At 57.1% G+C, this 23,828-nt stretch carries 21 protein-coding genes; 6 read left to right on the forward strand and 15 right to left on the reverse strand.

The annotated features are described in order from the left end of the window. Nucleotides 1–56 precede the first annotated feature (56 nt). The 5 genes from B9P63_RS06695 to B9P63_RS06715 all read right to left on the reverse strand — a co-directional run bounded on the left by B9P63_RS06695 (nucleotide 57) and on the right by B9P63_RS06715 (nucleotide 5,824). Nucleotides 57–977, reverse strand: coding sequence for a manganese-dependent inorganic pyrophosphatase (locus B9P63_RS06695; protein ID WP_085307762.1), 921 nt, complete (start codon nucleotides 975–977; stop codon nucleotides 57–59). Between the two features lie 78 nt (nucleotides 978–1,055). Further along, a complete protein-coding gene (locus B9P63_RS06700) occupies nucleotides 1,056–2,552 on the reverse strand; it encodes a phosphomannomutase/phosphoglucomutase (protein ID WP_085307763.1) in 1,497 nt (498 codons plus the stop codon). Nucleotides 2,553–2,564: 12 nt separating this feature from the next. After that, a complete protein-coding gene (kdsA, locus tag B9P63_RS06705; RefSeq protein WP_085307764.1) occupies nucleotides 2,565–3,398 on the reverse strand; it encodes a 3-deoxy-8-phosphooctulonate synthase in 834 nt (277 codons plus the stop codon). A gap of 1 nt (nucleotide 3,399) precedes the next feature. Then, nucleotides 3,400–5,187: a capsule biosynthesis protein gene (locus B9P63_RS06710; RefSeq protein ID WP_085307765.1), complete on the reverse strand. Its 1,788-nt coding sequence runs from the start codon at nucleotides 5,185–5,187 to the stop codon at nucleotides 3,400–3,402. Continuing rightward, entirely contained in the window at nucleotides 5,165–5,824 is a 660-nt protein-coding gene (locus B9P63_RS06715) for an ABC transporter ATP-binding protein (protein ID WP_085307766.1), read from the reverse strand. The genes B9P63_RS06710 and B9P63_RS06715 overlap by 23 nt, the downstream gene beginning before the upstream one ends. A gap of 223 nt (nucleotides 5,825–6,047) precedes the next feature. On the opposite strand from B9P63_RS06715, the gene B9P63_RS06720 reads away from it, so the two are divergent. Together B9P63_RS06720 and B9P63_RS06725 are read left to right on the forward strand one after the other, a co-directional pair. Next, nucleotides 6,048–6,656, forward strand: coding sequence for a uracil-DNA glycosylase family protein (locus tag B9P63_RS06720; RefSeq protein ID WP_085307907.1), 609 nt, complete (start codon nucleotides 6,048–6,050; stop codon nucleotides 6,654–6,656). Then, nucleotides 6,653–7,444, forward strand: coding sequence for an SseB family protein (locus tag B9P63_RS06725; protein WP_085307767.1), 792 nt, complete (start codon nucleotides 6,653–6,655; stop codon nucleotides 7,442–7,444). The genes B9P63_RS06720 and B9P63_RS06725 overlap by 4 nt, the downstream gene beginning before the upstream one ends. On the opposite strand, the gene B9P63_RS06730 is transcribed toward B9P63_RS06725, so the two are convergent. The 7 genes from B9P63_RS06730 to B9P63_RS06760 form a co-directional block, all read right to left on the reverse strand. Then, the gene (locus B9P63_RS06730) at nucleotides 7,441–8,373 is read right to left on the reverse strand and encodes a 2-hydroxyacid dehydrogenase (protein WP_085307908.1); all 933 of its coding nucleotides are present in this window, start codon (nucleotides 8,371–8,373) and stop codon (nucleotides 7,441–7,443) included. The genes B9P63_RS06725 and B9P63_RS06730 overlap by 4 nt on opposite strands. Then, on the reverse strand, nucleotides 8,373–9,512 hold the full coding sequence (rodA, locus tag B9P63_RS06735) for a rod shape-determining protein RodA (RefSeq protein ID WP_085307768.1): 1,140 nt from the start codon (nucleotides 9,510–9,512) through the stop codon (nucleotides 8,373–8,375). The genes B9P63_RS06730 and rodA overlap by 1 nt, the downstream gene beginning before the upstream one ends. Next, nucleotides 9,509–11,452, reverse strand: a complete 1,944-nt coding sequence (gene mrdA, locus B9P63_RS06740) for a penicillin-binding protein 2 (RefSeq protein ID WP_085307769.1) — start codon at nucleotides 11,450–11,452, stop codon at nucleotides 9,509–9,511. Before mrdA ends, rodA begins: the two co-directional genes overlap by 4 nt. Beyond that, entirely contained in the window at nucleotides 11,449–11,988 is a 540-nt protein-coding gene (locus B9P63_RS06745) for a rod shape-determining protein MreD (protein WP_085307770.1), read from the reverse strand. The genes mrdA and B9P63_RS06745 overlap by 4 nt, the downstream gene beginning before the upstream one ends. After that, entirely contained in the window at nucleotides 11,981–12,910 is a 930-nt protein-coding gene (mreC, locus tag B9P63_RS06750; protein ID WP_085307771.1) for a rod shape-determining protein MreC, read from the reverse strand. Before mreC ends, B9P63_RS06745 begins: the two co-directional genes overlap by 8 nt. A gap of 52 nt (nucleotides 12,911–12,962) precedes the next feature. Next, nucleotides 12,963–14,009 (reverse strand): rod shape-determining protein, encoded by a 1,047-nt coding sequence (locus B9P63_RS06755; protein WP_085307772.1) that lies wholly within the window; start codon nucleotides 14,007–14,009, stop codon nucleotides 12,963–12,965. A gap of 222 nt (nucleotides 14,010–14,231) precedes the next feature. After that, a complete protein-coding gene (locus B9P63_RS06760) occupies nucleotides 14,232–15,803 on the reverse strand; it encodes a 2-isopropylmalate synthase (RefSeq protein WP_085307909.1) in 1,572 nt (523 codons plus the stop codon). 276 nt (nucleotides 15,804–16,079) lie between these two features. Here B9P63_RS06760 and B9P63_RS06765 point away from each other — a divergent pair, with 276 nt between their 5' ends. Both B9P63_RS06765 and B9P63_RS06770 read left to right on the forward strand, forming a co-directional pair. Then, a complete protein-coding gene (locus tag B9P63_RS06765) occupies nucleotides 16,080–16,751 on the forward strand; it encodes an SDR family NAD(P)-dependent oxidoreductase (RefSeq protein ID WP_085307773.1) in 672 nt (223 codons plus the stop codon). Beyond that, on the forward strand, nucleotides 16,745–18,271 hold the full coding sequence (locus B9P63_RS06770) for a cryptochrome/photolyase family protein (RefSeq protein ID WP_085307774.1): 1,527 nt from the start codon (nucleotides 16,745–16,747) through the stop codon (nucleotides 18,269–18,271). The genes B9P63_RS06765 and B9P63_RS06770 overlap by 7 nt, the downstream gene beginning before the upstream one ends. Nucleotides 18,272–18,278: 7 nt before the next feature. On the opposite strand, the gene B9P63_RS06775 is transcribed toward B9P63_RS06770, so the two are convergent. After that, nucleotides 18,279–19,691 carry an MORN repeat-containing protein gene (locus B9P63_RS06775; RefSeq protein ID WP_085307775.1) on the reverse strand — a complete coding sequence of 471 codons (1,413 nt, stop codon included), beginning with the start codon at nucleotides 19,689–19,691 and terminating at the stop codon, nucleotides 18,279–18,281. Between the two features lie 159 nt (nucleotides 19,692–19,850). Here B9P63_RS06775 and B9P63_RS06780 point away from each other — a divergent pair, with 159 nt between their 5' ends. Together B9P63_RS06780 and B9P63_RS06785 are read left to right on the forward strand one after the other, a co-directional pair. Then, entirely contained in the window at nucleotides 19,851–21,524 is a 1,674-nt protein-coding gene (locus B9P63_RS06780) for an NAD+ synthase (RefSeq protein WP_085307776.1), read from the forward strand. Beyond that, nucleotides 21,521–22,576 (forward strand): hypothetical protein, encoded by a 1,056-nt coding sequence (locus tag B9P63_RS06785; RefSeq protein ID WP_085307777.1) that lies wholly within the window; start codon nucleotides 21,521–21,523, stop codon nucleotides 22,574–22,576. The genes B9P63_RS06780 and B9P63_RS06785 overlap by 4 nt, the downstream gene beginning before the upstream one ends. Nucleotides 22,577–22,608: 32 nt before the next feature. Here B9P63_RS06785 and B9P63_RS06790 read toward each other — a convergent pair whose 3' ends face one another. Then, nucleotides 22,609–22,866 (reverse strand): TFIIB-type zinc ribbon-containing protein, encoded by a 258-nt coding sequence (locus B9P63_RS06790; RefSeq protein ID WP_085307778.1) that lies wholly within the window; start codon nucleotides 22,864–22,866, stop codon nucleotides 22,609–22,611. Nucleotides 22,867–22,973: 107 nt separating this feature from the next. Beyond that, a complete protein-coding gene (gene yghU, locus B9P63_RS06795) occupies nucleotides 22,974–23,825 on the reverse strand; it encodes a glutathione-dependent disulfide-bond oxidoreductase (protein WP_085307779.1) in 852 nt (283 codons plus the stop codon). Nucleotides 23,826–23,828 lie beyond the last annotated feature (3 nt).

Consider the following 23,828-nt stretch of genomic DNA (forward strand, 5'->3'; position numbering starts at 1 on the left):
CCCTTCCTCTTTCCTTTTGGCGCGCACCCCTCTGGGCGCGCGCAGTATGTTGCTGCTTAAAGCTTGAGGTTCGGGATGATCTGCTTTTTGCGGCTGACCACGCCGGGGAGTACCAGCATATTGCCGCTCGCATCCGCGCCAAAAGAGGCGGCGGCGACGGATTTCACCAGATCGTTGGGCACCAACAGCGTGCTCTGCTCGTTCAGAATATCGACGACGAACAAGAGAACCTGATCGACGCCATCTTCGGACGCGACGCTTTTCATTGTCTCCATCAGACTGTCCTTGCGATCCAGAACCGTCGCAGGTGATGTGGTTTCAAGCACGGAGACGCGGAATTTCGTGCCCTCGACTTCATATTCCTTGGAATCCATGCGCAGTAATTCGGCGTCGGAAAAGCTCGAAACGTCAGATTTCGCTGCGAACATTTCAGCGGCATAGGAGGGAATGTCTATGCCCAGATCACTAGCCAGTTTTTCGGCAACTTCGCGGTCATGGGGCGTTGTGGTCGGGCTGCGGAACTCCAGCGTGTCTGACAGGATGCAGGTCAGCGCCGCACCCTTCATTGCTTCGGGCATCTTCGCGGCATCTGCGCCCATAAGATCAACCATGATCGTCGCGGTGCAGGCCAGCGGGCGGATCGTTATGTCGATCGGGCCTTTGGTCTTGATGCCGCCGATCAGAGCATGGTGATCGATGATCGCCTGAACGTTGGCCTCATTGATCGCGGCAGGCAACTCTGCTGGATTGTTAGTGTCCACGATCACACAGGGCGCGCCGGCCTCGACGTCTGAAATGATGTCCGGCTTGGTGAGGTTCCAGCGCTTCAGCAGGAAATTCGCCTCCGTATTTGGCTCACCCAGTAGTTTTGCTTCGGCAGGCGTACCTTTGATCTCGGACATATACCATGCCCAGATCAGGGGAGAGCCAGTGCTGTCGGTGTCGGGGGATTTATGGCCAAAAACTTGTACTGTCATTGCTTTGTTCCTGCATCAAATGAATGTTTGCGCGCCGTATAAGACGGCAGGTTTTGCTTGTCTGCGTGCCAAAGTGGCTCAGATCGTTTGATCGTATTCACCGACCAATGGCTCCGTGCGGATCACCGCGTCGATATCGGCAAAAATCGCGCGCATTTCTGCATCGCTCTCGGAGCTTTCGCAAACCACGACCAGATTGGGCGTGTTCGAGCTTGCCCGTACCAACCCCCAAGAGCCATTGTCGAGAATTACGCGCGCGCCATTCACGGTCACGACTTGTGCGATATCGCGTCCACCAAGCTGTTCGCCGGCGTTGGCCTTTGCGACCAATTTGGCAACCAAACGTTCAAGTACGACATATTTTTCTTCATCTGCGCAATAAGGTGACATTGTGGGGGTCGCGTAGGTCACAGGCAGCGCTTTGCGCAGATCAGACATTGACATGTCCGGGTTTCGATCCATCAATTTGCAGATTTCGACTGCGACGCGCATGCCGCAATCGTAGCCGCGCCCCACCGGTTCGGCGAGGAAGTAGTGACCTGACTTTTCAAACCCTGCGAGCGCGCCAATTTCCTTGACGCGGCGTTTCATGTGGCTGTGGCCCGTTTTCCAGTAATCTGCTTTGGCCCCGTTTTTGATCAACTCGGGATCAGACGCAAACAGGCCTGTTGATTTCACATCCGCGACGAAGGTCGAATTGGGGTAAATCTTGCTCAGATCGCGCGCCATGATGACGCCGACTTTATCTGCGAAAATTTCCTCGCCCTCGTCATCTACGACGCCGCAACGATCGCCGTCGCCATCAAAGCCAAGCGCAAAATCTGCGCCGGAGGCTTTGACTGAATCCGACATATCATGCAGCATTTCCATCGCTTCGGGGTTTGGGTTGTAATGGGGGAAATTGTAATCCAGCGCATTGTGGCTTGGCACGACCTCTACACCGATCCGTTCGAACAATTCGGGGGCAAAGGCGCTGGCAGTTCCGTTGCCGGTGGCACAGACGACCTTGATCTTACGGCTCATTTTGAAGCCACCGGCCAGATCGTCGAGATAGGCTTCGCGTACACCGTGGATGAACTCATATCCACCGCCGGGCGCAGCTTCTGCCTCGCCGTTCAGCACGATATCACGCAGCTCGTTCATCTCGTCGGGGCCGTGGGTCAAAGGACGCTCAAAGCCCATTTTGACCCCTGTCCAACCGTTTGGATTATGGCTTGCCGTGACCATGGCGACAGCGGGTGCATCAAGGTGGAACTGCGCAAAATAGGCCATCGGGGAGAGGGCCGGGCCGATGTCTTTGACGTGAATACCCGCCTGCATCAGCCCAAGCATCAAAGCGTTTTTGATCGACAGCGAATATTCGCGGTAATCATTTCCAACAGCAATCACCGGCGCGATCCCGCGACGGCGCATTTGTGTGCCAAGGCCTAGGCCAAGTGCAGTGATGCCCGGCAGATTGATGTCATCGGGATATTTCCAACGTGCGTCATATTCACGAAAACCGGTCGGTGTGATCATTGCGTCGCGCAGGAATTCCCAGGTATTCTGGGAAACGAAAGAAGCTGGTTTGGTCATAATATATTTTACTCAAATCTCGACGGGATGCGCTTTTGCAACCTCGTCTAGTTTCATCAATGTGCTGAGAAGTTTAGGCATCTGTTCTAGGTAGATCATGTTTGGCCCGTCGCAGGGCGCATTGTCAGGGTCCTGATGGGTTTCCATGAAGACAGCTGCCACGCCGATTGCAACGGCTGCGCGCGCCATCACCGGCGCGAATTCGCGTTGCCCGCCTGATGATCCGCCGCGCCCACCGGGCTGCTGTACAGAGTGGGTCGCATCCATCACCACAGGATAACCTGTTTGGGCCATTTGGGGCAGTCCGCGCATATCCGCCACGAGCGTATTATAGCCAAAAGACGTGCCGCGCTCGGTGAGCATGATGCGCTTGTTGCCGGTACTTTCCAGCTTGTCCACGATATTGGGCATTTCCCAAGGGGCCAGAAACTGCCCCTTTTTAACATTGATCACCGCACCCGTATTGCCCGCCGCGATCAACATATCGGTCTGGCGACACAGAAAGGCGGGTATTTGCAAGACATCGACTGCCGCTGCCGCGGGCGCGCATTGGGCCTCGCTGTGGACGTCTGTCAGCACGGGAATGCCCATCGCGCTGCGCAGGTCGCTGAGCACTTGCAGGCCTTTTTCGATGCCCAAACCACGTATGCCGGAAAGCGACGTGCGATTGGCTTTGTCGTACGAAGCCTTGAATATATATTGCGCACCGACGGCGTCGCAGGCTTCTTTCATCGTGCCCGCGATCATCTGCGCGTGATCCGCGCTTTCCAACTGGCACGGCCCCGCGATGATGGTCAGGGGGGCCGCATTTCCGACGGTCAAACCGCCAATATCAAGTGTTTTCATACTAGGAGGAAACCTGTTCACGAAGGATCGACGCGGTCAGCGAGATCATGAGATAAATGCCAGCAAAGACAAGGAACGCCAGAATGGAATTCTCGAATTTACGCGGATAAGTTGGGTCTTCGCTCGGAACAGGCTCTACGCTAGTCGTCAGGTAGCGCGCTTGCGAAGCCGCCTCGCGCCGGGTCTGTTCCAGCTGCTCCAAGGCAGAAGCAAGCATTAAATCGCGCGTGGCCACATCGGCCTGTGCGAGCTGGATCTGCGAGGCAAGTTCAGCCAGTGAATTTTCGCCCTGACTCGCATTGGTCATCTGATCGTTCAACCGATCCAGCAAGGCACGGAAGCGGCGCACATCGCCCTGCGCTCCCTCGACCTTGGCACGGTTGGGGCGGTTATTGTCCAGAAGCGCGGCCAGTTGCAGTTCTTTTTCCTGCACTTGTACTTCAATATTGTTGATTTGGCTGCGTAAGGACGCAATCTTGCCCTCGGGATCCAGAATATTGCCTTCTTGTTGCAGACGCACCATGCGTTCCTGCGCTTCTCGGCGTTCTTTGTCAGCGTTTCGGAAACTCATCTCCGCATCGGCAACCTGATTTTCCCGCTTACGCAAAGACAGGTTGTCCACGCGCTCTTCCGCGTAGCTGATCAGCGCTTTCGAGAATTCGGCGCTTAACACGGGATCGGCTGCGATCACTTCCATTTTGATCACGCCTTCGGTCGGATCATAGCCAATTTCGATCGCCTTTTTGTAGATTTTATAGGCGTCCTCGGTCGAGGGATCTGCTTCAAGGCGTTGAATTGCGTCGATTTCTGGATTCATGAAATGCGCGTTAAACCCTACATCTGCATCTAGGCGCAGCATTGCATCCTTGGACGTCAGATAGGATTGCACGGCAATCGCGTCCTGGTTGGTCGCGAATTGGGTCCCTGAAAGTAGGCCACCCATGGCCCCCCCCGAGGTTTCGGCCTTCAAGATCAGAAATTCGGATTTGGTCGCATACATCGGGGTTGCGATTGCGTAATAATAGTAGGCCACGATCAGTGTTGGCAGAAACACGAAAAACCCGAGCCGCGTGAACAAAAGTGCGAGCTTGCGACGGCGACGTTTTGCGATATCGCGCTGGATTTGTGAAATTTCTTCAGCGCGCCGCTCCGCGGGGCTGGGTCCCTCGGGATGGGTGGGCATATTGGCACTTGCCGACATGGTTTGCGGCAGGTTGATCGGCTCTAGCGTCGGGTCCTGCGGCATCAGCGGCTGTGTGGCGGAAGACCCGCCATTGCTCTTGCCCTCGCCTGGAACGACCAGTTCCAACATGTTGGTGCGCTGGAACGGATCGATGCCACGCGTGCGCAATTGGCGTACAGCGTCATAATCCGACGTAGGCGCTAGCCCGTATTTTTGCGCAGCGCGGCGCGCCATGCGCAGCTGTCGGCCAGTAAGACCTTCGCGTTTGATCTCGTCGATATCTTGCTCTGCGCTAACTTCGGCGGCCGAAGAGACCAACCCTGCGCGCGCTTGCGCCTGCGGCGCAGCTGAAGGCATGGCTTGTTTCACAGGTTGAATGCGCCCCATCGCTTGCCCTGCGGGCTGCGCTTGGGATTGCGCCGTGGGCGGCGCAGCGTTTTGCCGGGGCGGTGCGTGTTGTGGTCTCACTGGCGCAGCCGCGGCACTGGGTGACGGGCGCACAGGGCTAGGGGCAGCAGGGGCCGCCGCTTGAGATGCAGATTGTTCATCCGCAAGTGAGCCTGTCCGCTTGATGCGGAACTTTTTAGCCTTGGGTTTCGTAGTCATAGAGCTGTTTCGCTTCTTCCAAGGTGTCAAACATCTCTAGCTTGCCGTTTATTAAAACAGCAGCAGAGGCTGCGAATCGTTCCAATGTCTCGGCCTGATGCGAGACGATGATGATTGTTGTGGTGCGCAGCCGCTCGCGCAGGATTTCGCCTGCCTTACGGTTGAACTCCACATCGGTCGAATTGGGCATGCCCTCATCGATGAGGTACATGTCGAAATCAAGCGCGAGCAGCAGCGCGAAGGTAAAGCGCGCGCGCATGCCCGAGCTATAGGTGCCGAGCGGCTGGTCGAAATACTCGCCAAGCCCACAAAGCCAGCGGCAGAACGCTTCGACATAGTCGGGATCAAGCCCGTAAAGACGCGCAATATATCGCGAATTTTCCATCGCCGTGTGTTTAGTGATCACGCCGCCCATGAACCCTAGCGGAAACGAGATTTTGCAGGTCTTGCGTATCTCGCCCTCGTCCGGTTTTTCAAGTCCGGCCATCATGTTCACCAACGTCGTCTTGCCTGTGCCGTTGGGCGCAAGAATGCCTATGGAGCGACCAAGCTCCACACGAAACGACACACGATCAAGGATAACCTTGCGCTGCGTCCCGGTCCAAAAGGACTTGCTGACGTTTTCGAATTCTAACATTCACCTATCCGGCTGCTCTGCCGCCCACCCATATACCAGGTGTATTAAGCATTCTTTATGTGCCAATTTTGACGACACTATGTCACATCATCAGTAATCGTTTCAATCCTTGTAGGTAAAGCGTCGCAGGTGGAATGGGAAACTGTATGAAAAAGGCCCCTCTGGGGAGGGATTGGCAGAATTTGGCTCGCATGAACCGTGCAAAGCGCGCGGGTGCGGCGCGATGAACATGCTGCAAGGCCTGCGTGATCTACAGGGCGGTATCGCAAATTGCCGCCTGTGTGCTGCGCGTTTTGCGCAAACTGCGACGGGGCACGAACCGCGCCCCGTGCTTTGGCTTGATGCTGCAAGTGCGCCGCGTATCTTGATCGCGGGCCAAGCGCCCGGCGCGCGCGTGCAGGCAAGCGGACTTCCCTTTAGTGATCCCTCCGGGGATCGTTTGCGCGGCTGGCTCGGGCTGAACACTGCGCAGTTCTATGACCGCAGTCGCATTGCGATCGCGCCGATGGCGTTTTGTTTTCCCGGTTATGATGCCAAGGGCAGTGATTTGCCGCCGCCGCCGATTTGCGCACGCACGTGGCGCAGCGATCTCATGTCCCATTTGGGCGATGTGCCGCTGACCTTGCTTATCGGGGGGCATGCGATGAAATGGCATCTAGAGAGTAAAGAGGGCGTAACGCAGACCGTGCTTGGTTGGAAATCCCACGCGCCAGTGGTTTTCCCCTTGCCGCATCCCTCATGGCGCAATACCGCATGGCTCAAGAAAAACCCGTGGTTCGAGGCTGATCTTCTCCCAGTCCTTCGCGCGCGGGTACAAGAGGTGCTGACATGAGCGAACTAACTCCCCTTGATATTGCCCACGCCGCGATGGAAGCTGCGCCTGGTGACGACAATGCGCGCCTGCGCTATTACGAGCGCCTGTCCGACAGCGAGTTGTTCCTGCTGCTCACCAAAGAGGGGAGCGGCGATCAAATCAGCCCCGAAATCTTCGATCTGGGCGATGCCAGTTTTGTGCTGGTTTTCGATCGGGAGGAACGCCTGTCCAGCTTCGTTGGCAAGGCTGCACCTTATGTTGCGCTCTCTGGCCGGGTGATCACCCAGATGCTTGTGGGGCAGGGGATTGGCCTTGGTGTGAACCTTGAAGTGGCAACATCGCAGAACTTGATCCCGCCCGAAGCCGTCAATTGGCTTTCTGAGACGCTGGCTCACAGCCCAGATGAAGTCGAAGCTAGGGCCGAAGAGCTCTATGCGCCAAAAGATTTGCCCGAAGCCCTGTTGATCGCACTTGATGCAAAACTGGCGACAACCGCGGGCCTTGCGAGCAACGCCTATCTGGTTGCCGTGCATTACGAGGGTGGCTCAAAAGGGCATTTGCTCGGCTTTGTCGGCACAGTTGAGGGTGCAGAGGGCGCATTGGCGAAAGCGGCAGGTGAGGCGCTGACCTTTTCTGGCATCGAGGCGGGTAGTATTGATGTTGGTTTCTTCTCCGCCAGTGACCCAATGGCGGCGGCGATGTCCAAGGTTGGCCTGCGTTTCGAGTTGCCCAAACTGGAAGAGCGCGCACAAGTCGTTCGGGCTGCGCCCGGCTCTGATCCTGCCAAGCCGCCGATTTTGCGTTAATACCCGGCGCTACGATCCACAAGGTGCAAAAGCGGCGCGCCTGCCTCGCCGCGCCGGATGTTTTCGGCAACGCATTGGCTCGCCGTCCATGTGCGTGTTTCAGACGCGATATGCGGTGTGACAGTCACGTTTGGATGTGCCCAGAAAGGGTGATCCTGTGGCAAAGGTTCAACGCGAAACACATCCAGCGTCGCATGGCCGATCTGGCCGCTATCAAGCGCGTCCAAAAGCGCTTCGTCGTCAATCAAAGGGCCACGCCCGGGGTTGATAATCGCCGCGCCTTTGGCGAGCCAGCTTAGGCTCTCCGCATCGAGCGCATTTTCGGTTGCGGGTGTATCTGGGAGCAAAAGCACAACAATTTCCGCGCCGCTCAACGCGGCCTTCAATCCGTCTTTCCGACTGTAGCAGGTTACGCCCTTGATAGATTTCTGGCTGCGGCTCCAGCCGGAAACCTGAAACCCGAATGTGGCCAAGGTCTGCGCGCAAACCGCGCCAAGTTCGCCCAGACCCAAGATCGTCACGGCGCGATCCTGCGCCAAGGGCGGCGCGATGGCCTGCCAAAGGTGATCAGGATTGATGATATGCGCGTCTATTCCAAGATGGTGGCGCAGCACATGACCGCTGACCCATTCCTTCATGCCTTGGGTCAAACCATGATCGACCATGCGCGCCAAGGGCACGTTCAGGGTCGGGTTGGGCGCGACGGTCTCGACGCCGGCCCAGAGGTTCAAAACTGCTTTCAGCTTTGGGAAAACCGAGAAATCCTGCACGTCTGAATTCGGGGCATAGACGATATACTCTACGGTTTGCGCCGGCAGATCACAGGCGATCGTCGCCTCGATCCCTGCTTCTTTCAAAGCACGCCTCAGGGGCGCTTCATATTCAACCCAGCGCGCGGGCTTGGCCGCAAAAAGCACTTGCACAGCCATCATCGTGGCCGATGCACATGGGCGCTTTGGACAAGGCCAAAACCAAGGAGCAGAATGAGCATTGCAGAACCTCCATAACTTACCAACGGGAGCGGCACGCCGACCACGGGCGCAAGGCCCATCACCATCGACATATTCACTGCGAAGAACAAAAAGAACGTGGCCGCGATGCCCAGAGTCAAGAGTGCGGCAAAGCGGTTCTTGTTATTGAGCGCGGACACCACGCAAAACAGAATGATCAGGGTATAAAGTAGTAAGAGCGAAAAAGCCCCGATAAAGCCGAATTCTTCCGCCAGCGTGGTGAAGATAAAATCCGTGTGTTTCTCGGGCAAAAAGTTCAGCCGCGATTGCGTGCCTTGCATAAAGCCGCGCCCCGTCCAGCCACCCGAACCTAGCGCGATCTTGCTTTGGGTGATGTGATAGCCGGCGCCAAGCGGATCGCTTGCAGGGTCCAGAAACGTGTCGATGCGGCGGAACTGGTAGTTCTTGAGCAATTGCCACTCGGTCCCGCGGCTTTGGAAAACGGCGGCGATGAGGCCGATACCGCTGGCGATCACCGCCGCAAAATAGGCCCAGTGCACGCCCGCCATAAACATTAAAAGCCCGCCTCCAGAGAGCAGCAATAGTGCCGTTCCAAGGTCGGGTTGGCGCAGCACCAGCATTGTAGGGAGCAAGATTATGACAACGGGTATCGCGACCCAAAGCGGCCGTGAGGTACGGCTCAGTGGCAGCCAGTCGTAATAGGCCGCCAAGAGCATCACCAGTGCGATTTTCATCAACTCGGAGGGTTGCAGCCGCATGAAACCCAGATTGATCCAGCGCTGCGCGCCCATGCCGACGGAGCCGAAGAATTCCACATAGAGCAACAAAATGATCGAGGTGCCATATGCGAGGCCCGCCATGTTGCGCCAAAAGTAGATCGGCACCATAGCGACGATCAACATAAGGGTGAAACCCAGCAGGAAACGCTTGATCTGCGGCTCGGCCCAAGGGGTGAACGATCCACCGGCGACGGAATAGAGCATCAAGAACCCGATGCCCGCCACGGTGCTCAACAGCACGATCAAGGCCCAATTCAGGTACCAGACCTTCGACAGGCCCGTAGGGATCGTCTTGACCGTATATTCAAGATAACTCATGCGCGGCTCTTGCCGTCTTTGTCTGTGTTCGGACGTAATTCGCGTAGGCGCTTTTGCATATCGCGCACGCGGGTGCGATCCTTGGCCGGATAGGCCGACAAGGGCGGATCATCACCATAAAGCGCCTGCAAGGTCACATCGCGCGCAATGGGCGCAGCGGTAGTTGATCCGCCGCCGCCATGTTCGACCACGACTGCCACGGCGATCTCCGGGTTGTCGTAGGGGGCGAAGTTCACGAACAACGCGTGATCGCGGCGCTCCCATGGCAAATCCTCGTTGCGCGTCACGCCGCGCGCGCGCTCTGCAAGGGAGATGTTGCGCACCTGGCTGGTTCCGGTCTTGCCCGCCATGCGAAACCCATCCTCGATGATGCGGCTGCCGTAAGCGGTGCCGCGCCGGTTGTTGGATACCGTATACATAGCCTTGCGGATCTTGCGCAGATTGTTCTCGCTCAGGCCAAGGTCTTCGCCGATGCCGCTGGGCTGTGCGATCCCGTCGATCGTGTTGATCAGGCGCGGGGTGACACTGCGCCCCGTGGCAAGGCGCGCGGTCATCACCGCCAGATGTAGAGGCGATGACAAAACGAAGCCTTGTCCGATCGACGCGTTAACCGTATCGCCGATCACCCAGTCCTGACCGCGTGTGCGCTTTTTCCACTCTTTGGTCGGCGCAAGGCCTGAGGTGACGGCGGACATGGGGATGTCGTGCCGCTCGTCCATGCCAAGTTTACGCGCCATCTCTGAAATCTTCTCGATCCCGATCTTGAGCGCCAAATCGTAGTAATAGACATCACAGCTCTCGCGCAGGGACTGCTCCAGGTTCATATGCCCGTGGCCTGCACGTTTCCAGCAATGAAATCTGCGACCGCTGACTTCCAGATGCCCGGGGCAATGCACGGTATCTTCGGCGGTGATGACCCCTTCTTCGAGTGCGGCCAAGGCTGTGACCATCTTGAACGTTGAGCCCGGCGGATAGGCGTCCTGCACCGTTTTGGACGCAAGTGGGCGGTGGTCGTTATCGCGCAGAAATGCGTAATCTGCGATGGAAATGCCCCGCACGAATTTGTTCGGATCGTAAGTGGGCGAGGATGCGATGGCGAGCAGATCGCCGCGCTCGAGGTCCATGACCACCACTGACGCACTTTCCTCGCCAAGGCGGGCCTGCACGTAGTTTTGCAACTTGTGATCCACGGTCAGTTGCACGTTGGCACCCGAGTTCCCCTCGCGTCGGTCAAGTTCGCGCATGACGCGCCCGACCGCATTCACCTCGACGCGTTTCGCGCCGGCCTTGCCGCGCAGCAAGTCCTCGTAATTAGCCTCCACGCCGACTTTACCGATCTGAAATCGCGGGATGCGAAGCAGTTGATCAGGATCTTCGATCCGGTCCAGATCACGCTGGCTCACGGGGCCGACGTAGCCCGCGACATGGGCGAAATCGACGCCAAGCGGGTAACGCCGCGACAGGCCGACCTCTGGCGTAATGCCGGGCAGGGCAGGGGCGTTTGCGGCGACGCGTGACAGTTCTTCCCACGTGATGCGATCGGCGATGGTGACGGGCAGAAACGGCGCGCTACGCTGCATTTCCACCAAGGCACGGTTTAGATCGTCATCGTCAAGTTCGACCAACGTCGAGAGCCGCGCAATCACGGTGTTCACGTCCCCTGCATCCTCGCGCACCATGGTTATGCGATAGCTTGGTTCGTTCTCTGCGATCACTGTGCCATTGCGATCGAAGATTTGACCGCGCGCGGGTGGGATCAAGCGTATATTGATGCGATTTTCGTCAGCAAGCAAACGAAACTCATCTGCTTGCTCGACCTGCATATAGCGCATGCGCGCGCCTAGAATGCCGATGAAACCCAGCTGCACCCCAGCTACGATCAGCCCGCGACGCGTGATCTTGGTTGCGCTTTGCGCGGATTCGCTCGCGGAACGTCTCATAACCTATGCCCCAATGCGTCAACTTCGCCAGGCGCTGGTCTGCGCACGCTGAATGCGAAATGTGAAATCAGCACGACGATAGGGTATAAGGCTATTGTCATTCCAAGCTGAATCAAGACCAAACTCATCGAGGGTGCTGGAAGAAAGAAAATTGAGAGCATAAGGCGCTGGGCGATTGCCACGCCGATCATGACACCCGCAACGGTAATCCATTCTGCCAGATAAGGCATTTTGCGGTTTGCGGTGGCGCGCGCGCGCAGGGTCTCCGCGCCTATCACCACCAATGCGGCCGAAAGGCCCGGAGGGCGCTGAAACAACAAATCGGCGAGCAAAACAACGCCCCCAACGAAAAGTGCAGGCACATATTCCGGGCGGCGCATGGCCCAGGCAAAGGTCAGCGCGAGGATCAAATCGGGGGGTGCCCATTTACTCGGCGCGCTGGCAAGGGGCAGCAGGTGCACGAAAATGATGAAGAGCGAAAGGCATAGATACAGCCCGCGCATCAGCCAGACACGGGAGGGGCGCTGATCAACCATCGCTTGCCTCGCTTGATTGATCTCGCTCGGGCGCAGGCGCAGCTTCGGGGTTGGAGGGCAGTTCTTCGGGGCGGATCAAACGGCCCGTGTCCTCGATCCGTTCGGCACCATAGTTGCGCAGCACCCGCAGGAATTCGAGCCGCTCGTAATCTGCCGAGAGGCGCACGCGCAAACGTCCGCCGGGGTCTTCCGCGACTTGGCCGATCACGAGGCCTGCAGGAAATACGCCGCCATCACCAGAGGACACGACGCGATCGCCGGGGCGCACCAGATCGGGGTTTTCAAGAAAATCAATCGGCGGTGAGCGCGTGTTATCGCCAACCACGATCGCGTTCTGGCCCGAGGGCTGAATAACCGAGGGAATGCGGCTGGTGGTGTCGGTAAGCAAGATCACCCGCGATGCGTTCTCGCCCACGCCGCTGATGCGCCCGACAAGGCCGAGACCGTCCATGGTGGCCCAGCCATCAAGCACACCATCGCGCCGCCCCACATTTAAAAGCACCGATTGACGATAGGGCGAGCCGCTGTCGGCCATAACAACGCCCGTCACATGGGTCAGGCGTGGATCAAGCCGCACGGAATTCAGATCGAGCAGGCGGGCGTTCTCCTGCTCAAGTTGCAACGCCGCTTCTTTCCAGCTTTTCATCTGTTGGAGTTCGCGGCGAAGTTCTTGGTTTTGCTCGTAAATACGCTGGTAGCTTTTAAAATCGCGCAGCAGATTGATGCTTGCGGTGACGGGCACCATCGCCCAATCAAAGCTGGGCACAACGCGGTCGATTACCGCAAGGCGAAATCGCTCGACGCGCGGGCTATCGATGCGCCAGACTAGAAAAATGGCAAGCAGACACAAAATCACGACCCCCGCGAGCAAGCGCTTGAGAGGGCCGGTGAAGTCTTCGCTTTGTGCGCGGTCTTTGGCCAAGGCGTTCTCCGCTGCGAGGGCTTAGATGCCCGCGCGTTTTACGATGCAGAAATTAGCTGTCGTAATCAATCGCATGGCGCAGTTGTTTTTCGTATTCCAGCGCCTTTCCAGTGCCAAGAGCGACGCAGTTCAGGCTCTCGTCGGCAATCGACACGGCAAGGCCAGTCTGTTCGCGCAGGGCCAGATCAAGGTCTCCAAGCAGTGCGCCGCCGCCCGTGAGCATAACGCCGCGATCCACGATATCCGCCGCCAGGTCGGGGGGGGTCGCTTCGAGCGCAGTCATCACCGCTTCGCAAATCTGTTGCACGGGTTCGGCCAGCGCCTCTGCGATTTGAGCCTGCGAAATCTCGGTTTCCTTTGGAACGCCATTTAGCAAATCGCGTCCGCGAATTTGCATGGATGCGCCGCGGCCATCATCGGGCATACGCGCCGTGCCGATGGAGGTTTTGATGCGCTCTGCGGTGCTCTCGCCGACGAGCAGGTTATGCTGGCGGCGCAAATAGCTGATGATCGCTTCGTCCATGCGATCGCCGCCTACGCGTACAGAACGCGCATAGACGATATCGCCAAGGGAAAGGACCGCGACCTCTGTCGTGCCGCCGCCTATATCGACGACCATGTTGCCCGTGGGGTCGGTGATCGGCATGCCAGCGCCAATCGCGGCTGCAATCGGCTCGGCGATCAGGCCCGCGCGGCGCGCACCAGCGGAGAGGACCGATTGGCGAATCGCACGTTTTTCAACCGGGGTCGCGCCGTGGGGCACGCAAACGATGATCTTGGGTTTGGCAAAGGTCGAGCGTTTGTGGACCTTGCGGATAAAATGTTTGATCATTTCTTCGGCTGTATCGAAATCTGCGATAACACCCTCGCGCATCGGGCGGATCGCCTCGATCGAGCCGGGCGTGCGGCCGAGCATTAATTTGGCGTCCTCGCCCACGGCAAGCACTTTTTTCACGCCGTCCTTGATGTGATAGGCGACCACAGAAGGCTCGGATAGCACAACGCCTTTGCCTTTGACGTAGATCAGCGTGTTCGCTGTACCGAGATCAATGGCCATATCGGAGGTGAAGAGGCCGGAAATTTTGTCCCAAAATGCCATGTGATCGGTCCCGTTCAGGATGAGTTTACGGTCCGCGACTCTGAAGTCACGAACGGAAGTCTCTTATATGCTTTTTTGCAGCAGGGAAAAGGGGGGCGTGTACCGCAATAAGCGCTAAACCGCCCCTATTTTACTAAGGACGGCTTCAAATTTTCTGAGGGCTCGAATTTTCAGGAAAATTCGGTTTCGCCTGCGGCGAGAGTTTATTTGGCAAGATGAAGTCTAAGACACATCTTTGTAGTTCACGCCTTTGGTGTCATAGCCGATTTCTGGCGTCTCGCGACGCACCAAAAGACGGTTGAGCGCGCTGACATAGGCTTTGGCCGAGGCCACAACTGTGTCCGTATCCGCAGATTGGCCTGTGACGATCCTGCCATCCTCTTCCAAACGCACGGAAACCGTTGCCTGCGCATCGGTTCCCTCGGTGACGGCATGCACCTGATAAAGCTGTAAACGCGCGTTGTGATCGAACAGGTCTTTCACTGCATTGAACGTGGCATCGACAGGGCCGTCGCCTGTAGCTGTTGTCGAGGCCTCGACGCCATCAATCACCATCGTCAAAGCGGCTTCCTGAGGGCCGTCCGTGCCGCAAACGACGCGGAGCGATTTGACCTTGAGGCGCACAGTTTCCGGATCAACCGAAGTGCGCATCAAAGCCACGAGATCATCGTCGAAAATCTCTTTCTTGCGGTCCGCCAATTCCTTGAAGCGCACGAAGACATCCTTGAGCTGGTTATCGCCAAGCTCAAAACCCAAGTTCTCCAATTTGGAGCGAAGCGCCGCGCGGCCCGAATGCTTGCCCATGACGATATTCGTCTCAGACAAACCGACGTCGGCGGGGCGCATGATCTCGAAGGTTTCCGCGTTCTTGAGCATGCCGTCCTGATGGATTCCGCTCTCATGTGCGAAGGCGTTCTTGCCGACGATTGCCTTGTTGAACTGCACTGCAAAGCCCGACACAGCGGCGACGCGCCGCGAGATGTTCATGATTTTCGTCGTGTCGATTCCCGTAGCGTAGGGCATGATATCGCCGCGTACTTTCAGCGCCATCACGACTTCTTCGAGGGCGGTATTGCCCGCGCGCTCGCCAAGCCCGTTGATGGTGCATTCGATCTGGCGCGCGCCGCCTTCAACCGCTGCGAGCGAGTTCGCCGTCGCCATGCCAAGGTCATTGTGGCAATGGGTGGCAAAGATCACTTGGTCCGCGCCGGGCACTTTATTAATCAACATACGGATCAAGTCGGCGCTTTCCCGCGGCGCGGTGTAGCCGACCGTATCGGGAATATTGATCGTTGTTGCCCCCGCCTTTATCGCGATTTCTACGGTGCGGCAGAGAAAATCTTCCTCCGTGCGCGTTGCGTCCATCGGGGACCATTGCACGTTGTCGCAAAGATTGCGCGCGTGGGTGACCGTGTCGTGGATGCGCTCGGCCATTTCGTCCATGGTGAGATTAGGGATGGTGCGGTGCAATTCGGAGGTTCCGATGAATGTGTGAATGCGGGGCTGCGCCGCGTGTTTCACCGCTTCCCAGCAGCGATCAATGTCGCCGAAGTTGGCGCGTGCAAGGCCGCAAATGACGGAGTTTCGCGAGAGGCGGGCAATCTCGCTTACGGCGCGAAAATCGCCCTCGGAGGCGATCGGGAAACCCGCTTCGATAACATCGACGCCCATATCGTCCAAAAGTCCGGCGATTTCGAGCTTTTCCTCATGGGTCATCGTTGCGCCGGGGCTTTGCTCGCCATCGCGAAGGGTCGTATCGAAGATGATTACGCGGTCTTTGTCGGAATGTGTCATGGTCTGTCTCATTTTCATCTGCCTTGCCTGTGCAAGGTCTGAACCGGAATTTTTAAGGTGAAGTGGCGCGATCTGTCATCCCCTGAGCGCTCGCGCCATCCGGCACGCTCAGAGGCTGGTCAGTAGCGCTAGGCCAAGCAGAGACGCAGCACGGGCGCGCTGTACATCAATCTGAATATGGCCATTCGTAATCATGAGAATCGTTATACCGCGATTTCGGTTAAGGAAAACCCCTTTTTGGTTTGAACATTTTGGCACACGGTTTAGCTGGAGCATATGATATGGAAAAATGCACTTATTATCGGCGCTTCGGGCGGCATTGGCGCGGCGCTTTGCGCCGAATTGGACGTGCGCAGCGTGGCTGTGACCGCTCGCTCGCGCAGTGGTGACGGTTTGGACGTAACTGACGAAGCATCGGTGGAGCGTGTGCTTGGCGGACTTGATCAGCGGTTCGATCTGATTGTTGTGGCCAGTGGCGCGCTTGAAGTGAACGGCGCAGAGCCGGAAAAATCTTTGAAACACATCACGGCGCAAGGGATGCTGGATCAGTTCGCGGTAAACGCTGTCGGGCCCGCCTTGGTGCTGCGTCACGCAGCCCGCCTTGCTTCGCGTGACCGCGCCGCGCATGTTGCGGTGCTGTCAGCGCGCGTTGGTTCGATCACCGATAATCGGCTGGGGGGGTGGCATTCCTACCGTGCTGCGAAAGCAGCGGTGAACCAGATCGTGCGCGGCGCGTCGATCGAACTTGCGCGCTCGCACAAGCAATTGACCTGCGTTGCGCTGCACCCCGGAACGGTGCAGACGCCGTTTACAGAAAAATATGTGGGGCGTCATCCTGCGGTGCCTGCACCGGAGGCGGCAATCCATTTGCTTGATGTTCTGAGCGATTTATCCCCTGCTCAAACCGGCGGGTTTTATGATTGGTCTGGCGCAGAGGTGCCTTGGTGAAGCTGATCCTTATCCTCGGCGATCAACTAAGCCTTGATGTCGCTGCCCTGCGCGCGGCTGACAAAGCCAGCGACGTGATCGTCATGGCAGAGGTTTTTAGCGAAGCGACCTATGTTCGTCACCACCCCAAGAAGATCGCGTTCATTTTTGCGGCAATGCGCAAATTTGCGCAAAGCCTGCGGGGTGCAGGGTGGCAGGTGCTTTACTCACAACTCGATGACACGCAGAACGGTGGAAGTATTCCGGCCGAATTACTGCGCTGCGCAGAGGAAACCGGTGCGCGCGAGGTGATCGCGACGCGCCCGGGCGAGTGGCGTTTGATTGACGCGCTGGAGCAAGCACCGCTCAAAGTGACGCTGCTTGAGGATGACCGGTTCCTCGCGACGCACGGCGAATTTGAAGCGTGGGCCGAGGGGCGCAAAGCGCTGCGCATGGAATATTTCTACCGCGATATGCGCCGCAAAACGGGCCTTCTGATGGAGGGGGGCAAACCGGTCGGCGACAAGTGGAATTTTGATCACGACAACCGCAAGGCCGCACCTGACCAGATCAGCTACAGCGGTCCTTTGTCCTTCGAACCGGATGATACAACACGCGACGTTATGGACTTGGTGGCAGCAAGTTTCCCTGATCACTTCGGCGCGCTTGAGGGTTTCAACTTTGCCACCACCCGCGAAGAGGCTTTGCGGGCGATGGCGCATTTCATCACCCATGCCCTCCCGCGCTTTGGCGATTTTCAAGACGCGATGCTGAGCGAAAACAAGTTCCTCTATCACGCGGTGCTCTCGCCTTATCTGAATGCGGGTCTGCTTGGCCCTCTGGAAATCTGCGAAGCGGCAGAGCAGGCCTACCGCGATGGCCACGCGCCCATTAACGCGGTTGAGGGGTTCATCCGCCAGATCATCGGCTGGCGTGAATATGTGCGCGGTATCTATTTCCTTGAAGGCCCGGATTATACGGGGCGCAACGCGCTGGAGCACAAGCGCGATTTGCCCGCGCTCTATTGGGGCGGGGAAACGAAAATGCACTGCATGTCCAAAGCGGTGGCTCAAACCCGTGACGAGGCCTATGCGCACCACATCCAGCGGCTCATGATCACCGGCAATTTTGCGCTGCTCGCTGGAATTGATCCAGTGCAGGTGCATGAGTGGTATCTGGAGGTGTATATCGACGCCTTCGAATGGGTCGAAGCGCCCAACACTATCGGGATGAGCCAGTTTGCGGATGGCGGCATCATCGCCTCAAAACCTTATGTGTCTAGCGGAGCCTACATCAACCGCATGTCCAATTACTGTAAATCCTGCCACTATTCGGTGAAAGACAAAACGGGCGAGGCAGCATGCCCTTTCAACGTGCTCTATTGGGATTTTCTAATGCGCCATAAGGAACGCTTTGCTGGCAATCCGCGCATGGGCAATATGTATCGCACTTGGGAGCGTATGGACGAGGGCCACCGCGATACTGTGCTTTCGGATGCCAGTGCGCTGCTTCAGTGGCTCGATGCGGGCGAGGTGATCTAATTTTGCCTTACTCCTGCGTTTGCGCAGGATCGATCAACTGTCCGTTTGTCCAAACGCCTGAAGCTATCTTGCCGTCCGCATAGCGCATCTCGCCTGCGCCCTCGCGCTTGCCATCCACGAATGCGCCTTCATAAATATCGCCCGTCGCATAGCGCGCCGCGCCCATGCCGGTCATGGCACCAAGCACCCATGCCCCCTCGTAGGAAAACCCGTCCGCCATGCGAAACACGCCGCGCCCGTGGCGTTGTCCGTCCTTGAATTGACCCTCATAGATTGAACCGTCTGGGAACGTCGCGGTGCCAAGGCCGGTGATCTTGTTATCGAGCCACGCCCCCTCGTAGCGATAGCCGCTTGGGCGCGTCAAAACGCCTTGTCCGTGATGACGAGCATCCTTGAAACTGCCCTCGTAGATGGTGCCGTCCGCATAGACCGCGCGACCCGCGCCCTCGATCACATTCGCGGCCCATTGCCCCGCATAGTTTGCGCCGCCAGGGTAGGTGATCTTGCCCTTGCCCTGCGCGAGGCCGTTCTGCATCTGGCCCTCATAGACCGAGCCGTCAGGATAACTCACACGCCCCGTGCCCTCGATCAGGCCTTTGCGCCACTCACCCTCGTATTTGTAATCGTCTGTTGCTGTGAATGTGCCGATGCCGTGGCGCAGATCATCGAGGAAATCGCCCTCATAGATATCACCGTTCTGATAGGTAACCTTACCCTTGCCTTCACGCCGCCCTGCGACCAGCTCGCCCTCATAAAGATCGCCGTTGGGCTGGATCACTTTGCCCAGCCCGCTTAGCTGGGCGCTGCGCCATGGTCCCTCCAGGATCATACCGTCGCTTAACGTCAGGGTGCCGACGCCTTCGCGCTGGCCGGCTTGAACCTGTCCTTTGTACTCGGAACCGTCCGGATATGTGATTGTTGCTGCACCTTCCTTGGTGCCGTTGACCCAATCGCCGTTATAGATGTAGCCGTTTTGCTGGCGCAGCAAGCCCTTGCCGTGCTGTTTCCCACCGCGAAACGTGCCCTCGAAGCGCCCGCCATCGGCGCTGATCGATACACCTGTCCCCTGCTGAATGCCGTTTTGCCAACTGCCTTCATAGGTGCTGCCGTCACTATAGGTGATCCGCCCGATTCCTTCAGGTTTGCCCTTGGCGAACGCACCGTCATAGATGGAGCCATCGGGAAAGTTGGCCCGCCCTTGTCCGAAGATTTCGCCCATGACCCATTCGCCTGAATACTCATAGCCGTTGGGCAAAGTATAGGTGCCCAGCCCGTGTTGCAGCCCGTCCTTGAACGTGCCCTCGTAAACGCCACCATCATCATATTGCTTGGTTTGCACGCCACTGGTTTGGGCGCTTGCCTCAAACGCAGGCAAGCTGAGGGCGATGCAGGCCGCAAGGGCAAGTGGGGCGATGCGCATGGGCGAAGTCCGTGAATGAGGGGCGTCAGGGGTTACTGAACCCTAAATCAGGCTCTGCATGAGAACAATGGATTTTCATAGAGGCGTCTTGGTGCCTCTTTCCCTCGCGCCGCGAGAGCGGTACATCTGCGCGCAACACGAATTGCCGGAGCGCATCACATGAGCAATGCCACCCCATCAGACCGCTTTCGCATTACGCTTGGGCAGTTGAACCCAACTGTCGGGGATATCGCTGGAAACGCTGCCAAGGCGCGCGCAGCTTGGGAGGCGGGCCGCGAGGCGGGGGCGGATCTGGTGGCCCTGCCGGAGATGTTCATTCTTGGCTACAATGCGCAGGATCTGGTGATGAAGCCTGCGGTGCAAGCGGCCTGCCTTGCCGCGATCGAAGCGCTTGCGCGCGAGTGCGCCGAGGGGCCTGCCTTGGCGATCGGCGGTCCCTTGCTGGAGAACGGCAAGCTCTACAACGCCTATTTCATATGCCGCTCTGGCAAGATCGCCAGCAAATCGCTTAAACATAACCTGCCCAATGAAGATGTTTTCGACGAGGTGCGGGTCTTTGACAGCGGCCCTCTGGGCGGGCCTTATTCCGTTGGAAACACGCGCATCGGCAGTCCGATCTGCGAAGATGCGTGGCATGAAGAAGTCAGTGAGACGCTGGAAGAAACAGGCGCGGAGTTTCTACTCGTGCCCAATGGCTCGCCTTATTATCGCGGCAAATTCGATGTGCGCATGAACCAGATGGTTGCGCGGGTTGTGGAAACGGGATTGCCGCTCATCTACCTGAACATGGTCGGTGGTCAGGATGATCAGGTGTTCGATGGTGGTTCTTTCGCTTTGAATCCCGGCGGCGCACTGGCGGTGCAAATGCCCGTATTCGACGAGGAAATCACGCATGTTGACCTGATCCGCACGCCCGAGGGCTGGCGCATCGAGGACGGGGTTAAGGTGATTTTGCCGGGGCAGTTCGAGCAGGATTACCGCGTTTGCGTGCAGGCCTTGCGCGATTACATGGGCAAGACGGGCTTTAAGAAAGTCTTGCTTGGGATGTCCGGCGGCATCGACTCGGCGCTTGTGGCGACCATCGCTGTCGATGCGCTAGGCGGCGAGAACGTGCGCTGCGTGATGTTGCCCTCTGAATATACCTCCCAAAGTTCGCTCGATGATGCCAAAGACTGCGCAGAGCGGATCGGCGCGGATTACAATTTCGTGCCCATCAGCGAGGGCCGCGACGCGATCACCAACACGCTCGCGCCTTTGTTTGAGGGTCTTAAGGCGGATATCACCGAAGAAAACATCCAGTCGCGCTTGCGTGGCCTTTTGCTCATGGCGATGAGTAATAAATTCGGCTCTATGTTGCTGACAACAGGCAATAAATCTGAGGTCGCCGTAGGTTATTCGACGATATACGGAGATATGTCGGGCGGCTATAACCCGATCAAAGACATGTACAAAGTACGCGTTTTCGAAGTCTGCCGTTGGCGCAATGAAAACCATTTGCCTTGGATGATGGGCCCCGCGGGGGAAGTCATTCCCACTTCGATCATCGACAAACCCCCCTCAGCAGAATTGCGCCCCGATCAAAAAGACAGCGACAGCCTGCCAGACTATCCGATCCTGGATGGCATCTTGGAAATGCTTGTGGACGATGACGCCTCAGTCGCAGATTGCGTGGCGGCTGGCTATGATCGCGCTGTGGTAAAAAAGATCGAACATCTGATCTATATTTCCGAGTACAAACGCTTCCAATCCGCCCCCGGAGCCCGCCTGTCGCGCCGCGCCTTCTGGCTGGATCGGCGCTATCCGATTGCGAACAGATGGCGCGATGAGGGGTGAGCGACCTAGATCAAGAACTTCAAGACTTTGCAGATGAAGCTACAGCGCGGCATCGGCCTTTGAAGGTTGACGAAGGGGTTGGCGAACAATCCTTACCAGTGTTGTATGATTTATTGGACCAGCATTTTCTCAGCTTGGACAAAGCTGGGATGCTTCTTCTGCCTAACTTTCATGCCTTTGAAAATGAAACTGTGGTGGTTTTGAGCGACTATGCTGGCGACGCAGGGGGTGATTATCTGGTTTACTCTTTTTTGCTTTGCAGTTGGAATTTGAGTGGCCAATTCTCAGACTGGCTTGCCAAAGCTCGGGGGAGATTCCCGATTGGCAGCCGAGAGATAAACTTCAAGAACCTGTCTCGCACAGGACAGCGAGAAATTTTACCAGAAATGCTGCAGAAAGCTGATTTAGGCTTGGTTGGCTATGTTCTTACAGTCGCAGTTGAGAAACAAATTGCATCTTTGTTTGATAATTGGGATGGCAACCCGAAGAAGCGGTTGGCTCAACTCTTAAAAGATCATGATGTCACTGATCTAAAGCCCAACGTGGCTGAGAAGTTTCTCAGAGTGAATCACATTTTGGCCTATTTGCTCAAACAATTAGCGAGGCCTCCGGCTCAAAAAGTTTGGTGGATTACCGACAATGATGATATTTGCGCTAAGCCCACTCTGATTGAAGCAACCATGCAGTTTCAGAACCGTCTGATAGGACTGCATCAGTCCCCCATAGACCGGCTCGCTTTTTCAACACAACGAGGCTTTGAAAAAGGGCCAATTGAAGGTCTTCTCTCAATTCCTGATCTTGCTGCTGGAGCTGTTTGCGAGGCCTTGAATCTGCTTGGCCAAGACAGCTTTGATGTGCCGCCGTGGAAGGATGGCGCTGGCTGGCTCACGGATTGGTTAAATCATCAAGGTGCCGCTTTGAAGAAGAGCACATGCTTGATTTCTAAGGCAGGAACCGGAGAGGTCAAAGTATCAACTTTAACCTTCTCCCCGAAACCTAAGCCGGATTGGCCGGGTGGTACTAGAATGTTTGACATTGTTAGACATCGTTAGCCCACCCAAACAACCCTAAGAAAACTGGAACGTCAAAAATCGAACAGGTCTTCTAGGAACCCGCCACGTTTCTTGCGCTTGCCCTCATAGCCGCGACCGCGATCATCGCGATCGTCATAACCGCGCTGCTGCTGCGGGGGAGGGTGCGGCGCGGCAACCGCGCTACGCTCGAGGATTTTATCGAGTTCCCCGCGATCAAGCCAAACGCCCCGACATTGCGGACAATAGTCGATTTCGACTCCGCTACGATCTGTAATCACGAGGGTGGTTCCGTCGATAGGGCACTGCATGGCGATCCTTTCAGAATGTGTGTTCTAAAGATATGTGCGCCGCGCAGGTTTTCAATTGCCCCAAGACGGATTCCCGTTGTGAAAAAGTGCGCCCTAGGCTGTGGTGATCACTTTGCTAAAACCGCATCAATGTCTGCGGCTGAATGGCGTTCGGGCAATTGCTCGTTTTCTGCGCCCCAGGCCACATTGACGATGCGCCCACGGATCACCGCAGGGCGCTCTGCGATCTGCTTGGTCCAGCGCTGAACATGTTTGTAGCTTTCTACATCGAGGAATTCGCCCGCATCATAGGCTTTGCCTTCGGCGAGGCGACCGTACCACGGCCAAATGGCCATATCTGCAATGGAATATTCACCGCCCGCGAAATATTCATTGCCGGCCAAATGGCGGTCTAGAACATCCATCTGACGCTTCACTTCCATTGAGAAACGGTTGATCGGATATTCCATTTTATAGGGCGCATAAGCGTAGAAATGGCCAAAACCGCCGCCAAGATATGGCGCGCTGCCCATTTGCCAGAACAGCCAGTTGAAGCACTCTGCGCGGGCGTGTTCGGGGATGAAGGTCTCGAATTTTTCCGCCAGATACATCATGATCGAAGCGCTCTCGAACAGGCGCACAGGGGTGTCGCCGGAGTAATCCATCAGCGCGGGAATCTTTGAGTTCGGGTTCGCTCCGACAAAGCCGGACCCGAATTGATCGCCGTCCCCAATCTTGATCATCCACGCGTCATATTCCGCGCCCTTGTGACCCGCCGCCAGCAACTCTTCGAGCAGAACAGTCACCTTAACGCCATTGGGTGTGCCCATGGAATGCAGTTGCAAAGGGTGTGCGCCGCGCGGCAATTCCTTGTCATGGGTCGCGCCTGCGACGGGACGGTTGATGCTGGCGAAAGTTCCGCCGCTTTCCTGCTCCCATTTCCAAACTTTTGGGGGCGTGTATTCGGCTTGATCGCTCATGGG

It is taken from the genome of Planktotalea arctica (genome assembly GCF_002105285.1).
In the GTDB taxonomy this organism is placed as follows: Bacteria; Pseudomonadota; Alphaproteobacteria; order Rhodobacterales; family Rhodobacteraceae; genus Planktotalea; species Planktotalea arctica.

Excerpts from the sequence above, each read along its gene's own strand:
- B9P63_RS06695 (WP_085307762.1), bottom strand. The coding sequence starts at position 977 with ATGACAGTACAAGTTTTTGGCCATAAATCCCCCGACACCGACAGCACT.
- B9P63_RS06760 (WP_085307909.1), bottom strand. The coding sequence starts at position 15,803 with ATGACACATTCCGACAAAGACCGCGTAATCATCTTCGATACGACCCTT.
- B9P63_RS06710 (WP_085307765.1), bottom strand. The coding sequence starts at position 5,187 with ATGACTACGAAACCCAAGGCTAAAAAGTTCCGCATCAAGCGGACAGGC.
- B9P63_RS06780 (WP_085307776.1), top strand. The coding sequence starts at position 19,851 with ATGAGCAATGCCACCCCATCAGACCGCTTTCGCATTACGCTTGGGCAG.
- rodA (WP_085307768.1), bottom strand. The coding sequence starts at position 9,512 with ATGAGTTATCTTGAATATACGGTCAAGACGATCCCTACGGGCCTGTCG.
- B9P63_RS06715 (WP_085307766.1), bottom strand. The coding sequence starts at position 5,824 with ATGTTAGAATTCGAAAACGTCAGCAAGTCCTTTTGGACCGGGACGCAG.
- mrdA (WP_085307769.1), bottom strand. The coding sequence starts at position 11,452 with ATGAGACGTTCCGCGAGCGAATCCGCGCAAAGCGCAACCAAGATCACG.
- B9P63_RS06700 (WP_085307763.1), bottom strand. The coding sequence starts at position 2,552 with ATGACCAAACCAGCTTCTTTCGTTTCCCAGAATACCTGGGAATTCCTG.
- yghU (WP_085307779.1), bottom strand. The coding sequence starts at position 23,825 with ATGAGCGATCAAGCCGAATACACGCCCCCAAAAGTTTGGAAATGGGAG.
- B9P63_RS06745 (WP_085307770.1), bottom strand. The coding sequence starts at position 11,988 with ATGGTTGATCAGCGCCCCTCCCGTGTCTGGCTGATGCGCGGGCTGTAT.
- B9P63_RS06730 (WP_085307908.1), bottom strand. The coding sequence starts at position 8,373 with ATGGCTGTGCAAGTGCTTTTTGCGGCCAAGCCCGCGCGCTGGGTTGAA.
- B9P63_RS06790 (WP_085307778.1), bottom strand. The coding sequence starts at position 22,866 with ATGCAGTGCCCTATCGACGGAACCACCCTCGTGATTACAGATCGTAGC.
- B9P63_RS06775 (WP_085307775.1), bottom strand. The coding sequence starts at position 19,691 with ATGCGCATCGCCCCACTTGCCCTTGCGGCCTGCATCGCCCTCAGCTTG.
- B9P63_RS06720 (WP_085307907.1), top strand. The coding sequence starts at position 6,048 with ATGAACATGCTGCAAGGCCTGCGTGATCTACAGGGCGGTATCGCAAAT.
- kdsA (WP_085307764.1), bottom strand. The coding sequence starts at position 3,398 with ATGAAAACACTTGATATTGGCGGTTTGACCGTCGGAAATGCGGCCCCC.
- B9P63_RS06725 (WP_085307767.1), top strand. The coding sequence starts at position 6,653 with ATGAGCGAACTAACTCCCCTTGATATTGCCCACGCCGCGATGGAAGCT.
- B9P63_RS06755 (WP_085307772.1), bottom strand. The coding sequence starts at position 14,009 with ATGGCATTTTGGGACAAAATTTCCGGCCTCTTCACCTCCGATATGGCC.
- B9P63_RS06765 (WP_085307773.1), top strand. The coding sequence starts at position 16,080 with ATGATATGGAAAAATGCACTTATTATCGGCGCTTCGGGCGGCATTGGC.